Raw genomic sequence first — 13,662 nt, 5'->3', positions numbered from 1 at the left:
TAGATTTACCAATAAAAGTTAAATAAAAGTTCCCATTTTGGGAACTATAGACCTATTGAAGCTCACGCAAGTAGGTCAAAAGTATTGATTAATGAAACTGCAAAAATATTGTACCCCTCGGTGGAAAAATTGGTTAACGAAATTGTGGCGGTTAACCACGCTTGGAAAGTGGCTTGTGAATTATTTGGACAAGATTCACCTCTATCTATTTCTTCGCGGGATTTAAAAACCTGTTTGCAGGTGCGTTTGTTGCGAAGCTATGCACCAGAACAGGTTTATTTAATTGAGGATAAAAAGGCAGAGGGGGAGCGACTTTATAGCTTATGCCTTCGGGAACCTATGAGAGAACGCTTGTATGCAGAGCATCTCCCAATACGGATAGCTGAAGAAGTTCTTACGAATAAAGAATTAGATAAATTCACAAAGATATAACCAAGAGAAACAAGAGGGATTAAGTGTGGAAATAGCAAAAGTTTGGGATATTATTTGGGATAGCGAACCTTTTCATTGGGCAACTGCTTTTGTATTAGTAGCCGCAATTATTGTTGAGTTTTACACATTATGGCAGTATTGGCACTCAGAGTGTGGCATAACTGGAACCTCGATTAAATTTTTGAGTAATTTGAAAAAGGGTAAAAATGTAAAGCTTTTAGACAAAGTCCGCCCCTGGTTAAAAGAGCATCTAGGAACCGATGACTTTAGTAGATTCAAACAACAAGATGGTAATTTCATACTGATAAAATATCCATCTGTCTTAGTCCATCCCATACCTCGTAGTTCTCTGCGCTTTGTGACAACCTTGTGTACTGCAATTGGCGTTCTAGGAACCTTTTATGGTATACAACAGGGACTACAAGGAATTAATTTATCTACAGAAAATCCTAAAGAATTGATGACTGCTAGTAAAGGGCTACTGGTAGGAATGAAAACAGCTTTTTCTACTTCCTTGATGGGGCTTGGTTCTGGTAGCTTGTTTACTCTAGTTTTGTTTGGGTGCGATTCGCTAAGGCAAAAACGGCGTGATAGTTTGCGTCAGAAATTGAAAGCGATCGCAACCTTAAAAACAACAGACAATAACAATGGTGATCTAGTTGAAGCATTTATCCGTGTTGGAAATAATTTGTCAGGGTTAAATCAACTGAGTGCTGAAGCCATTGGTAAATCTGTGGGTAAGAGCATAGCAGAACAGTTCGCTGGGTTAAACCAACTGAGTGCTGAAGCCATTGGTAAATCTGTAGGTAAGAGCATAGCAGAACAGTTCGACGGGTTAAATCAATTATCAGCCCAAGCTATTGGTTTAGCCGTGCGTCAGCAGATATTTCCAGCTTTAGAAGCAATTTTCAAAGAACAGAAACAACTTCGAGAACTCCAAGAAAATCAGGGGCAGAGAGTTTTAGAAGAACTCATTAAGGATATGCGAGTTCAGGTACTCGAACCCATTGCAGATCGACTAGATAAAAGTGCAGAGTTAACCCAACAAGCTTCCGAAGCTGTGCTGAGTTTACATAGAGAATTGGGTGGTATATCTCAAAGTTTGGCAAATTCCATCCTGACAATTGAGAAATTTCAAAAAGAAACTTTGGTAGAACTTAAAGTATTCGCTAACCACCTGGGATACACTCTCAATCAATTTCAGACAGATACAAGAGGTGTTTTACAACTAACAGCCGACGAAATTAATCGAGCTGTAGATCAGAGTATCCAGGGAATGACAGCCCAGCGAAGTGCTTTTAAAGAAAGTGCAGTAGAAACTGCTGCTACCTTCCGAGGAATTCGAGAGGAACTGCAAACAGCACTACAAGAACGCGCAATAGTAGAACAGCAGATGCTTCAACGATTTGCTAACAATATGGGACAAACTTTGAGTCAATTCCAAACTGAAACTACAGGAGTTATACAACAAACATCTCACGAAATTAATCGAGGTGTAGCTCAAAGTATCGAAGGAATGATAGCCCAGCGAAGTGCTTTTGAAGCCAGTGCAGTACAAGCTGCTGCTACCTTCCGGGGAATTCGAGAGGAACTGCAAAAAGCACTACAAGAACGCGCAGCAGTAGAACAGGAGATGCTTCAAGCTACTCGGACTGGAATTATCCAAATTCTCACCCAAGCAAATAGAACCTTTCATGAGCAAACTAATACTCTACAAATAGTGGGTAATCAAGCTTCTGGATTGATGAATGATGCGAAGGATAATCTTCTGGCTACTTTAGTAAATATTGATGCGACACTCACAGCAACTCGCCATACAGTAGAAGATGATTTGATAAGATTTAGGGAAGAATATCAAACAAATTTGCAGATATTCTTTCAACAACAAAACAACTTACTTGAGGGGACGCTAGGCAAACAAAGAGATGGATTATCTGGGGTTGTGAACAATCTAGATCAAGTCTTCCAAAAGGAATCTCAAAGACGTAGTGAATTGACTCAAGAAGTAGACAAAAGTATGACTAAAATTCAGACATCTGTCGAACAAATTAACAAATTAGTTAGTGCGGCTGGATTAAACGATGCACAACGACTGATTCAACTAGAAAAGCTTGCAAGCGGAATTGGTCAGCAAGTGCAAATAGTAGATAATTCATATATAAATTTGAATAAAACATTTAACAGTAGCCTTGAGTCTTGGCAGAGTCACCTTGAAAGTTCTATGCAAAGGACTGTGGACTTACAGGTAAGCTTTTTTCAACAAGCAGATAAGTCTATGGCTAGAGTTTGCGGAGATGTACTAAAAACAGCAGAAGTGCTGTTAGAAGCAAATAAAAAATATTAAATTATTAATGGAGTAATTAAAATGGCTGATTTTATCAGCGACGAATTTGTTGATACAGAAATTGCCGATGATGATGATTCTAGTATATATCTGTCTATTGGCGATCTGATGTCTGGTTTACTAATGTTTTTTGCTTTGCTATTTATTACTGCACTACTCCAGCTTGCACAAAAGGATGTACCAAAACGGGTAGTAATTGGTAATGTTGTGGGACAGATGAAAAGCAACAATATTAATGTCAAAGTTAACCCGGAAACTGGGGATATCAGTATACAAGAATCAATTCTTTTTGCTAAAGGAAGTACAGAACTTAAACCAGAAGGTAAAGCCTTCTTACGCCGCTTTATTCCTGTTTACAGTGGGGTTATTTTCTCAAAACCAGAATTTGAGCAGGAAATTAGCCGCGTAGTTATAGAAGGTCACACTAGCTCAGATGGAGACGACAAGACTAATCTACAACTAAGCTTGTTGCGATCATCATCAGTTTACAACTACATTTTTTATGATATGAATTTCCCTACCAAAGCACCTTTAAGCCAGAAAATATTAGCTGCTGGTCGGGGAGAAATTGAATCTGACAAAAAACGTGATAATCCAGGCGATCGCAAAGTAGTTTTCCGCTTTCAGTTCCGTAGTGATGAATTAAAAAAAGATATCGTCAAAACCTCTCTTTAAAGGAGCTAAAACATTGAATTATCCGTTTTCCATTCCTTCCCTACCTGAAACTCCCCAGTGTAGTCCTAATCAACTTATTCAGCTTGCAAGTAAGTTACCAGATGCAACAATATCAATACCAAGCGTTGATAAAATATTGGAAGCTATTGAACAGGGTAAAGATGATCAAGTAAGTCCGTTGGATTGGGTTTATTGCATCCATGCTAAAGCACAGTGGGATCAGCAAAATCTTGACCGATCTAGGAAAACATCAGCAGCGATTTGGAAGGTAGCAATTTATAACTCATGGCTACAACATCAGCTATTGTGGCGTTTAGCTATTTATTATGGTGATTGGCAAGAACAGGTGTTAGCACAGTCTTTAGCTGAATCTTTTGATATTTTTGCTAATTCTGATTTAGTTAGTCACCTGCTAACAGTTCAAATTATCCGGGCGTTTTGCAGTATACAAGCAGGTATAGAATTAGCAAAAATTGCTTGTGAACAGCGTATTAATCGAACTGAATTACTAAACATAATCAAAGAAGATTTACCTAATTGGATTCCATTATTCAGCAATTTCATAGAAGATATAACTCCTTATTTTACTACGATTCGCTCTCCAAATCAGCAGCAAGTAAGATGGTTGTTAAGTTGTTTGGATGAAATGTCAGAGAGTCAGCAAATAAAAGCTGTGAATCATTTACTAACTAATGTTTCCAATGATATAGCTAGCAATCATTCATTACTGGTTGATTGGTTGCGAAATAACTATATAAATGGGGATAATTGGTATAAACTTTCAGAGCCAGCAAGGCGAAGACTTCGAGAGTTAATTGGAGGTATCAATTATGGTGATTTCCAAAAGTTAGTAAATCTAATATTGAACAATCTAAATTTACAAAAATTCGAGTCAAATCAGCTATGTAGACGCAGAGATTTTTGGGCTGATTACAGTAACCGCTTTGAACGGCTTCGTATTTTGTTACCTATGGCATCACAAATTGCTATAGCCTCTCAAACCCAAGGTAATCTTGATCTATTGGAGGATGATGGTAGCGACCCGACAGAGGTTTGTATATTCGATTTTGGTGAGTGGTTTGTAATCGAATTCTTTCGTGGAAGAGGTAGTGAGACGCGCCTGTTTCCAAAAAATTCCAGGAATGAGCAAATCTTTTTTGGTGAATCCAGACTTTCAGTCAAGCGGATTCGTTGTATGGGTGGCGATAAGCACGATCATGTTTATCTTTGGCAGGTGCAGGAATTTTCCCCAACTTGGCTTAAAAATCATGGAATTCTGCCTAATCCAAATACCCAGCCTTCCAGAAAGCCTACAGCAGATCAATTACAAGAGCGAGAAAACAAGCTTGAGCGGTGGAAAAGAGAAATTGAGTATCTAGAACGGGAAGCTAGAGCCTACGTGTGATATTAGAAATTTTCATACAGACTACTGATGCACAATAATGGTGTCTTGATTTATTTCAATATAGGAATGCTGCTTAAACAATTCAACTACAGATTGGAAGTTTGGTAAGTCTCTGGTGTGGATCGTGTCATAACCTGAAGTTTTGAGAAAACGGGCAAGACGAACTGGTAACTGAGCATCGACAATAAATTTCATGAGGCGATTCGATGAATGCTTTTGACTTGGCTGAGTCGAGCGGCAAATAACAAAACAGCCAAAATATCTTTAGATTCTAAATCGTCATAATCTGCCAATATTTCTTCAGTAGTCATGCCAGAACTGAGCAGTTCCAAAATAAACTCAACTGGATAACGAAGTCCTCGAATGCAGGGTTTACCGTGGCAGATATTTGGATTATGAGTGATGCGTTGTAGAAGTGTGTTATCCATAAACTCTTGCCATATTTTTGTTCTCATCTTCTAATTTTAGATGCGAACTGACAACAATCCATTGCGATCGCCTTAAGCTAGATGTTAGAACTTTGGATGTATTGACTTATACGCAAGTTCCCCCACTTGAATTACGATAGCATCCATTCAACCCTCTTCAAAATCCACCACAAGCACGTTAAGCTGGATTAGAGTGGCAATTTATTGCGATTTTTAATATATAAATCTCTGTTCTTGTCAAATTTTAATTTTTTCTGCTTGAGAAACCCGGAATGCTAGACCGAATTTTTGATTACCTCGACTTTCATTTCAGCCTTGAAGCCCTTATAGTTCTGCTGATCCTGGTGCTTTTAGAGGCGCTGTTATCTGCCGACAATGCGATCGCTCTGGCTGCGATCGCGCGCGGGCTGGAAGACGAAGAACTTGAGCGTAGAGCTTTGAACTTTGGTTTAGTCGTTGCCTATGTGCTGCGAATCAGCCTGATTCTCACTGCCACTTGGGTACAACAATTCTGGCAATTTGAATTATTGGGCGCTGCTTATCTACTGTGGTTGGTATTCCAACACTTTACCTCGGAAGAAACCAAAGACGATCACCATCACGGGCCGCGTTTTAATTCATTGTTGCAAGCGATACCTGTGATTGCATTTACAGATTTGGCATTTTCTTTGGATAGCGTGACAACTGCGATCGCAGTTTCTCAAGAAAAATGGCTAGTGCTGACGGGTGCAACAATTGGTATTATTACGCTGCGATTTATGGCGGGATTGTTTATCCGTTGGCTAGACGAATATGAAAACCTAGAAGACGCAGGCTATGTAACTGTAGCGTTGGTAGGCTTGCGCTTGTTGTTGAAAGTGGTGAACGATAATTTAGTTCCACCAGAATGGATCATGATTACTGCCATCTTCTTAATTTTGGGCTGGGGCTTTTCCAAGCGTGTTGGCACTGAATTGACCCAAGTAGAACCGCAGAAGAGCGAAGTCTCTAAATAAGTTAGGAGTGAGGAGTGATGAGTGAGGAGTGAGGAGTTAGGAGTTATGAATCTTCAACTCCTAACTCCTAACTTTTAACTCCTAACTTTGATTACTCGCGCAACCAAGGCGTTAAGTGTGGATGCCAATTCACTAATTCTTCATCCTTAAACCATAGGGCTATTTCCCGTTGCGCGGTTTCTTGAGCATCAGAACCGTGGATTAAGTTGCGACCAATATTCAGTCCAAAATCGCCCCGAATCGTTCCCGGTTCTGCTGTTAAGGGGTTCGTCGCACCAATAATCTTTCTAGCAGATGCAACAACGCCATCACCTTCCCATACCATCGCCACTACTGGACTAGAAGTGATAAATTCTACTAAACCGCCAAAAAAGGGACGTTCCCGGTGAACATCATAGTGTTGTTCAGCCAATTCCCGACTGACTTTCAAGAACTTCAAACCAACTAGGGTAAAACCTTTAGTTTCAAAGCGGCGGATAATTTCGCCCACTAATCCCCGTTGTACTCCATCTGGCTTAATTGCTAAGAATGTACGTTCCAAAGCTATCTCCAAAAACTTAATGAATTTTTTATTTTGTCATTTGTCCTTTGTCATCCTCTGTCTTAAGTCCAAGGGTTTTCCACTAATGACCAATGACTAATGACTAATGACACATGACTCTTGACCAATCAGAGTTTATCTCAGAAATTATCTTTGGGTGCATATACGTTCCCAAATGAATGCGTTAAATTGTTAATTCGTGGGTGAAAAACAGAGGTTAGGAAGAAATGGGTGTTGATCCAACTGCTACATCTGACGAGGTGGTACAGCTACCGTCCAATGGACACAAAGAAGTGAAAAATCATAAGCAAAAAAAACTGTTACCACCTAGTAGTACTACTACCACAGGAGATTTACCTCGCTCCTGGAAAATTGAGGATAGTGAAGCCTTATACCGGATAGAAGGTTGGGGACAACCTTATTTTTCTATTAGCGCTGCTGGTCACGTCACCGTGTCACCCAAGGGCGATCGCGGGGGATCTCTTGATTTGTTTGAATTGGTCAATGCCATGAAACAGCGCAACTTGGGACTTCCCATGTTGATTCGCTTTTCCGATATTTTAGAAGACCGGATTGAACGGTTGAACGCTTGTTTTGCCAAAGCGATCGCCCGCTATAATTACCCTGGCGTATACCGTGGCGTGTTCCCCGTCAAATGCAACCAAGAGCGACATTTGATTGAGGATTTAGTCAAGTTTGGCAAACCCCATCAATTTGGCTTAGAAGCAGGTTCCAAACCAGAATTAATGATTGCTCTGGCTGTCCTGGATACACCAGGAGCATTGTTAGTTTGCAACGGCTACAAAGACCGAGAATACATCGAAACGGCAATGTTAGCCCAGAGACTAGGGCAAACACCAATCATCGTCTTAGAACAGATTGAAGAGGTTGATTTGGTAATTGATGCCAATCGCCAGTTAGGTATTAAGCCGATATTAGGGGTTCGCGCTAAACTCAGTACCCAAGGCATGGGACGTTGGGGAACCTCTAGTGGCGATCGCGCTAAATTTGGTTTGACAATGCCTGAAGTAATCGAGGCTGTTGATAAGTTACGAGAAGCTAATCTGCTCGATTCTTTGCAATTGATGCACTTCCACATCGGCTCACAAATCTCTGCCATTAATGTGATCAAAGATGCCATCCAAGAAGCCAGCCGCATTTATGTGGAATTAGCCATGCTGGGGGCAGATATGAAATACCTTGATGTTGGTGGTGGCTTAGGCGTAGATTACGATGGCTCCCAAACCAACTTCTATGCATCGAAAAATTACAATATGCAAAACTATGCCAACGACATCGTGGCAGAGTTAAAAGATACCTGTGCAGAGCGCCAAATTCCCGTACCAACACTGATTAGTGAAAGTGGACGAGCGATCGCTTCCCATCAGTCGGTGCTGATTTTTGATGTTCTCAGTACTAGCGATGTCCCCCTCGATGCACCAGAACCTCCACAAGAGGGAGAATCCCCCATTATCAATTACCTGTGGGAAACTTACCAATCCATCAACCAAGAGAACTATCAAGAGTTCTATCATGATGCGGCGCAATTCAAAGAAGAAGCTATCAGCCGCTTCAACTTAGGAATTTTACGCCTCAGAGAACGAGCCAAAGCCGAACGCCTTTACTGGGCTTGTTGTCAGAAAATTTTGAAAATCACTAGACAGCAAGACTACGTACCAGATGAACTCGAAGACCTAGAAAAAATCATGGCTTCCATCTACTACGTCAATATGTCAGTATTTCAATCGGCACCAGATTGCTGGGCGATCGACCAGCTATTCCCGATCATGCCAATCCACCGATTGGATGAAGAACCAATCCGGCGAGGAATTTTAGCAGACCTCACCTGCGACAGTGATGGTAAAATTGATCGCTTTATTGACCTGCGCGATGTCAAATCGGTTTTAGAACTACACACCTACAAACCCGGAGAACCCTATTATTTGGGAATGTTCTTAAATGGAGCTTACCAAGAAATCATGGGCAATTTGCACAACTTATTTGGCGACACCAACGCCGTTCACATCCAGTTAACGCCCAAAGGCTACCAGATTGAACACGTTGTCAAAGGTGACACCATGAGCGAAGTAGTGAGCTATGTTCAGTATGACTCTGAAGATATGGTGGAAAACATTCGCCAGCGTTGCGAGAAAGCGTTAGAAGAAAAGCGTATCACCTTAGCAGAATCTCAGCGACTGCTGCAAACCTACGAGCAGAGTCTTAGAAGATACACGTATCTAAATAGTTAGGAGTTAGGAAAAAAGTTAAGAGTTAGGAGTGAAGAGTTAGGAATAAAGTTAAGAGTTAGAAGTGAAGAGAAAAACACAAACTCCAAACTCCAAACTCTAAACTCCAAACTCCAAACTCGAAACTCCTAACTCCTAACTCCAAACTCCAAACTCCAAACTCCTAACTCGAAACTCCTAACTCCTAACTCCTAACTTTAACTTGCGTTTGTCCCCAACAATTCCTCTATCGCTTGTAGCTCAAGAGGAGTATGTGATGGCGGGGTCTGACGAGCATCAGTAATCAGCCAGTCTAAAGCAGCCGCTTGAACATCTATTGCAGCGCCAGTTTTATCCACACAATAACGTCCAAACACCAGCTTATCGACTAAACGCACTCCTGGCCCCAGGCGCGACCATTCAAAAATCACGCTGTTTTCCACTGTTGCGCCACTACATATCCAACAATTAGGGCCAATCATTGCTGGGCCGACAATTTTAGCTCCGTCTTCTATTCTCGTCATCCCACCAATGTAAACTGGGCCTGTGATATCCACTTTGTCCCAATTCACCGCAACATTTAAGCCAGTGTAAATGCCAGGGGCGACCTCATGACCAGGAATTTGCACATTCTTGATTTCACCCAGCAGTACACCGCGAATCGCCCGCCAATAATCTGGTACTTTACCAATATCTACCCATTCAAAGTCCATAGGGATGGCGTAAAAGGGAGCTTTGATTTCTACCAATTTAGGGAATAACTGGCCACCAATGTCGTACTCGATATTAGAAGGTATATAGTTAAACACCTCTGGTTCAAAGATATAAATACCTGTGTTGATGTTGGTGCTGAGGGCTTCTTCAGTTGAAGGTTTTTCTTGAAAAGCTTTAACACGGCCATCGTCATCAGTGACCACCACACCGTAGCTAGAAACTTCTTCCTTGGGGACAGATTTCGTGATAATAGTAGCGATCGAGCCTTTAGCTCTATGCCATTTAACCGCCGCAGTTAAATCCAAATCAATTAAAGCATCACCGCACAACACTACAAAGGTATCATCAAAAAACGGTGAGAAGTCTTGAATGCGACGCATCCCTCCAGCTGATCCTATTGCTTCGCCTTCCAGTTTACCGTCATCATCAATTTTCCCTTCAAAGGAATAGGCAATCTGCACCCCAAACCGCTGACCGTCACGAAAATAGTTTTCTATTTCCTCAGCCAAATGACTAACGTTGACCATAATCTGGTCAAATCCATGTTGGCGTAACAGTTCCAGCAAGAACTCCATCACTGGCTTTTGCAGGATGGGAATCATTGGTTTAGGAATTGTATAGGTAATCGGACGTACGCGAGTACCCTTGCCAGCCGCGAGAATCATCGCTTTCATAAGAATTTATTCCTCAACCACAAGCCAGTTTACTTTTATCAAGTGAGACTTAATCATCAGTTTTTATTTCTGCTCTAAGTCATCCCTTCAACAGGGATAACAGGAATTTAGTGGTTATTACAACCATAGGTATACTTAGATGACAAGCGATCGCTTATCTTTTCAATTTACTCGGATTTTGGGACTGAATCAAAAATCTGTAAATTATCTGTAAAGCTACTTATCGATTTTTTAGTTCATCGATTGCTCAAAAGGGTTGCCAGTCTTAGCTGAATCTGTAAGTAGCCGAACTTTAATCTCATGGTAGAACTCCTCTTGAAATAGCTCTACTTTCGATTGAGCCGAGAGCAATAGTAGCGCCCAGAAAACGCTAACTAAATTACTGTGTTTAGAATCATGTCCAGACCCATTTTGGTTGAGATGCTTTGTCTGAGTCCACAGTTCTACAAGTTGTTCTAGATTCAACCAATTTTGTTCTAAATTTAGCTCCCTTGCCGACACATTCAACACCTGTTCCAGTTCCCCAGCTACTTCCGTCAGATTTTCCTGGTGAGCTAACTCCAGCGCCTCGCGCATACTTTGGACACTAGGCAAACGTCTGGGACGGATAGGTTTGCTGGCTTTTTCTACCAGTTTTAGCTGGTTTGCCATAATCTGCAATTGCTTGATTAACTCTTGCAGAGTCACCCGACGTTTTGGTGGTGGCATTGCCGATGGGCGACGACGCAATTGCCGTTCTAATGGTAGACGATGACCCTGATGTGATATTCCGTCTTCATCTTCCAATAGGGCATCATCTAGTATACCATCCTGGATATCTCCTACTGTTGACAATTGCATCAAGGTATTAGCTTTGAATAATACCAGCATTGATGCTGATAAAAATGCCTGTCCAGATTGAGACAAGTCCGCTTCATAACCTCTTCCTATTGCCTCCGGTGCCATCAGTTCTAAGTAACGGTCAATCACCTCAATCACTTGGACATCCCAAGGGTCAATTTCTCCCTGTTCAGCTTGGTAAATCAGGAGTGTGATTGTTTCTAATAGCTCGGAAGCTTCCATTAACGGGTTCTAAATTAATTAATCAGAATCAAAAAACCGTAAATTCAACAGTAAACTCATTGACTATTGGCAAAGCGTGTACTTTATGAATTCCTTTGTGCTTCTTTTTTTCAGGAATTGGCTGCTGGCAGTATCCCCTGAAATTTGTAATCAATCACCATTGTGAATTGTGAGATAAGATTGTGCAAGTTTTGATTTTAGGTATTGGGCATTGGGCATGGTGCATAAGTTATTCTTCCCCTCTGCCTCCCCTGCCTCCCCTGCTCCCCCTGCCCCTTAATTGGGTGGGTCATGAGCAATGGTGACAGTTGATACAAAATCACTGGGCTTACCGCTCTTGATCGCATCGAAAGTGCCTTTAATAGTACCAGCAATAGGAACAGCAACAAGTGTCCCCAACAACCCGGCAATCTCAAATCCCATCAAAATAGCTACAAAAATCCAGATGGAATTCAGCCCAATAAAATTGCCGCAATAATCAAGACGGTAATAGGATGTTGGAAATAGCGAAAAAGCAAGGACAGTAGCCAGACATTAAGAGCGATAATCGGGCCGCTTAGACCATAAATTAACAGGCGTTGAAGGGAGGCCGAACGGCGCATCTTATGCAACCTATTATTAGATATTTTTAACAAAGATATGTATATAGGCGTATCTGAATAGTAAGGAAACAAATCACAATGGAAAAAACCGTAGCCGACCTCCGCAAAGACTACACTTTGGAAAGTTTGAGCGAACTAGAAGTAGACCTCAATCCTTTTATCCAATTTAAAAAATGGTTCGATCAAGCACTAGCAGCACAACTCCCCGAACCTAATGCCATGACCATTGCCACCACCACACCAGACGGTAAGCCCTCAGCCAGAATGGTGTTACTCAAGGATTTTGATGAACGGGGCTTTGCCTTTTTTACCAATTACAACAGTCACAAAGGACAAGAATTGGCAGAAAATCCCCAGGCGGCTTTAGTCTTCTGGTGGGCAGAACTGGAACGTCAAGTGCGGATTTCGGGGTATGTGGAGAAGGTTTCTGAAACTGAGTCTGACCAGTATTTTGAGACTCGCCCTGCCAATAGTCGTTTGGGTGCGTGGGTATCTAATCAAAGCGAGGTGATAGAAAACCGAGAAGTCTTGGAGCGACGTTTGCAAGAGTTCCACAGCAAATATAAAAATCGAGAGATCCCCCGGCCGCCTCATTGGGGAGGCTTACGAGTGATCCCCACAGAAATTGAGTTTTGGCAAGGACGCTCTAGCCGCTTACACGATCGCTTGCTCTATAGGCGTTTAGATAATAACACTTGGAAAATTGAGCGGTTGTCGCCTTGAGGAGATGAGGGAGTGGGGAGGCAGGGGAGGCAGAAGGGAAGAATAACTCATGCCCCATGCCCCATGCCCAATGCCCCGCATCACATTACCACTGGCTGATCAAATCTTGAATTGTTGCCCGTGCTTCTGATAGAGATTGGGTACGGGCATCTCCCTCATTCAGGCTATTGGCGTTAATAAATTGAATGTCTGTAATCCCAATAAAGCCGAAAATCGTCCGCAGGTAGGGTTCTTGGAAGTCGTATGCAGATGCAGGAGATGTCGGGCTAAAGTCACCACCGCGAGCTGTGATGATAACTGCCTTTTTACCTTCGACTAAGCCTTTAAAACCTTGAGCATCTAAAGCAACAGTCCGGTTAATGCGAACGATTTGGTCGATGTAAGCCTTAAAAGTGGAAGGTATATTGAAGTTATACATTGGCACTCCAAAGACGTAGCGATCGGCTGCCAAAAGCTCATCAACTAGTTCGTCAGAAATTCTAATTGCCTCAGCTAATTCTGGAGTATGGGTTTCTGCTGGTGAAAATGCCGCCGCAATCCAAGCTTCATCAACGTGAGGAACTGGGTAATGCCCTAAATCTCGATAGGCGATCGCATCTTCAGGATGCGCTGCTTTCCAGGCACTGACGAATTCTTTTGATAGTTCTCTTGAGTGCGATCGTTCACCACGGGGGCTGGAATCAATATGTAGAATGTTTGCCACCAAATATCTCCTGATTAGCTAAGATTTCTGCTTTTACTGTTTTTAAGTCTAATTTGTAAAGCATTACATCAGATACTAAAAGTAACTAGTTACTAAAGTAAAGTAGTTACTATAAAGTAACTGTTGGAAAATTTTAGCT

At 41.7% G+C, this 13,662-nt stretch carries 13 protein-coding genes and 1 pseudogene; 7 read left to right on the top strand and 7 right to left on the bottom strand.

The genetic code is table 11. From position 1 onward, the window contains the following. Window positions 1–84: 84 nt before the first annotated feature. The 4 genes from H6G96_RS09465 to H6G96_RS09450 are packed head-to-tail and all read left to right on the top strand — an operon-like array spanning window position 85 to window position 4,856. Window positions 85–432, top strand: coding sequence for a hypothetical protein (locus H6G96_RS09465; protein WP_199339463.1), 348 nt, complete (start codon window positions 85–87; stop codon window positions 430–432). Between the two features lie 25 nt (window positions 433–457). Beyond that, on the top strand, window positions 458–2,776 hold the full coding sequence (locus H6G96_RS09460) for a hypothetical protein (RefSeq protein ID WP_190911215.1): 2,319 nt from the start codon (window positions 458–460) through the stop codon (window positions 2,774–2,776). Window positions 2,777–2,797: 21 nt separating this feature from the next. Then, complete coding sequence (locus H6G96_RS09455; RefSeq protein ID WP_190911214.1) at window positions 2,798–3,451, top strand: OmpA family protein; 654 nt, start codon at window positions 2,798–2,800, stop codon at window positions 3,449–3,451. Between the two features lie 13 nt (window positions 3,452–3,464). Further along, a complete protein-coding gene (locus tag H6G96_RS09450; protein WP_190911213.1) occupies window positions 3,465–4,856 on the top strand; it encodes an EH signature domain-containing protein in 1,392 nt (463 codons plus the stop codon). A 21-nt stretch (window positions 4,857–4,877) separates the two neighbouring features. Here H6G96_RS09450 and H6G96_RS09445 read toward each other — a convergent pair whose 3' ends face one another. Continuing rightward, on the bottom strand, window positions 4,878–5,051 hold the full coding sequence (locus H6G96_RS09445; protein ID WP_190911212.1) for a DUF5615 family PIN-like protein: 174 nt from the start codon (window positions 5,049–5,051) through the stop codon (window positions 4,878–4,880). After that, window positions 5,048–5,284, bottom strand: coding sequence for a DUF433 domain-containing protein (locus H6G96_RS09440; RefSeq protein WP_069068569.1), 237 nt, complete (start codon window positions 5,282–5,284; stop codon window positions 5,048–5,050). The genes H6G96_RS09445 and H6G96_RS09440 overlap by 4 nt, the downstream gene beginning before the upstream one ends. Window positions 5,285–5,556: 272 nt before the next feature. Here H6G96_RS09440 and H6G96_RS09435 point away from each other — a divergent pair, with 272 nt between their 5' ends. Continuing rightward, a complete protein-coding gene (locus tag H6G96_RS09435) occupies window positions 5,557–6,279 on the top strand; it encodes a DUF475 domain-containing protein (RefSeq protein ID WP_190911211.1) in 723 nt (240 codons plus the stop codon). Between the two features lie 91 nt (window positions 6,280–6,370). Here H6G96_RS09435 and ndk read toward each other — a convergent pair whose 3' ends face one another. Beyond that, window positions 6,371–6,820, bottom strand: coding sequence for a nucleoside-diphosphate kinase (gene ndk / locus H6G96_RS09430; RefSeq protein ID WP_190911210.1), 450 nt, complete (start codon window positions 6,818–6,820; stop codon window positions 6,371–6,373). Between the two features lie 227 nt (window positions 6,821–7,047). Between ndk and speA the strand changes: the two genes are divergently transcribed. Further along, window positions 7,048–9,069 carry a biosynthetic arginine decarboxylase gene (gene speA / locus H6G96_RS09425; protein WP_190911209.1) on the top strand — a complete coding sequence of 674 codons (2,022 nt, stop codon included), beginning with the start codon at window positions 7,048–7,050 and terminating at the stop codon, window positions 9,067–9,069. Window positions 9,070–9,263: 194 nt separating this feature from the next. Here speA and H6G96_RS09420 read toward each other — a convergent pair whose 3' ends face one another. The 3 genes and pseudogenes from H6G96_RS09420 to H6G96_RS09410 all read right to left on the bottom strand — a co-directional run. Next, window positions 9,264–10,433 carry an NDP-sugar synthase gene (locus H6G96_RS09420; protein ID WP_190911208.1) on the bottom strand — a complete coding sequence of 390 codons (1,170 nt, stop codon included), beginning with the start codon at window positions 10,431–10,433 and terminating at the stop codon, window positions 9,264–9,266. A 231-nt stretch (window positions 10,434–10,664) separates the two neighbouring features. After that, the gene (locus tag H6G96_RS09415) at window positions 10,665–11,495 is read right to left on the bottom strand and encodes a ScpA family protein (protein ID WP_190911207.1); all 831 of its coding nucleotides are present in this window, start codon (window positions 11,493–11,495) and stop codon (window positions 10,665–10,667) included. Between the two features lie 276 nt (window positions 11,496–11,771). Next, window positions 11,772–11,966, bottom strand: a pseudogene (locus H6G96_RS09410) (AI-2E family transporter); the annotation flags it as partial. Window positions 11,967–12,175: 209 nt separating this feature from the next. On the opposite strand from H6G96_RS09410, the gene pdxH reads away from it, so the two are divergent. Further along, the gene (gene pdxH, locus H6G96_RS09405) at window positions 12,176–12,820 is read left to right on the top strand and encodes a pyridoxamine 5'-phosphate oxidase (RefSeq protein ID WP_190911206.1); all 645 of its coding nucleotides are present in this window, start codon (window positions 12,176–12,178) and stop codon (window positions 12,818–12,820) included. Between the two features lie 85 nt (window positions 12,821–12,905). On the opposite strand, the gene H6G96_RS09400 is transcribed toward pdxH, so the two are convergent. After that, window positions 12,906–13,523 (bottom strand): NAD(P)H-dependent oxidoreductase, encoded by a 618-nt coding sequence (locus H6G96_RS09400; RefSeq protein WP_190911205.1) that lies wholly within the window; start codon window positions 13,521–13,523, stop codon window positions 12,906–12,908. Window positions 13,524–13,662: the final 139 nt, after the last annotated feature.

The organism is Nostoc sp. FACHB-892 (genome assembly GCF_014698795.1).
GTDB lineage: Bacteria > Cyanobacteriota > Cyanobacteriia > Cyanobacteriales > Nostocaceae > Nostoc.
Note: the sequence above shows the minus strand (reverse complement) of the source record. Positions and strands in the feature narration are given on the sequence as shown.

What these genes read in the sequence shown, in the direction of transcription:
- H6G96_RS09455 (WP_190911214.1), top strand. Translation starts at nt 2,798, where the DNA reads ATGGCTGATTTTATCAGCGACGAATTTGTTGATACAGAAATTGCCGAT.
- H6G96_RS09445 (WP_190911212.1), bottom strand. Translation starts at nt 5,051, where the DNA reads ATGAAATTTATTGTCGATGCTCAGTTACCAGTTCGTCTTGCCCGTTTT.
- H6G96_RS09440 (WP_069068569.1), bottom strand. Translation starts at nt 5,284, where the DNA reads ATGGATAACACACTTCTACAACGCATCACTCATAATCCAAATATCTGC.
- H6G96_RS09435 (WP_190911211.1), top strand. Translation starts at nt 5,557, where the DNA reads ATGCTAGACCGAATTTTTGATTACCTCGACTTTCATTTCAGCCTTGAA.
- speA (WP_190911209.1), top strand. Translation starts at nt 7,048, where the DNA reads ATGGGTGTTGATCCAACTGCTACATCTGACGAGGTGGTACAGCTACCG.
- H6G96_RS09420 (WP_190911208.1), bottom strand. Translation starts at nt 10,433, where the DNA reads ATGAAAGCGATGATTCTCGCGGCTGGCAAGGGTACTCGCGTACGTCCG.
- H6G96_RS09415 (WP_190911207.1), bottom strand. Translation starts at nt 11,495, where the DNA reads ATGGAAGCTTCCGAGCTATTAGAAACAATCACACTCCTGATTTACCAA.
- pdxH (WP_190911206.1), top strand. Translation starts at nt 12,176, where the DNA reads ATGGAAAAAACCGTAGCCGACCTCCGCAAAGACTACACTTTGGAAAGT.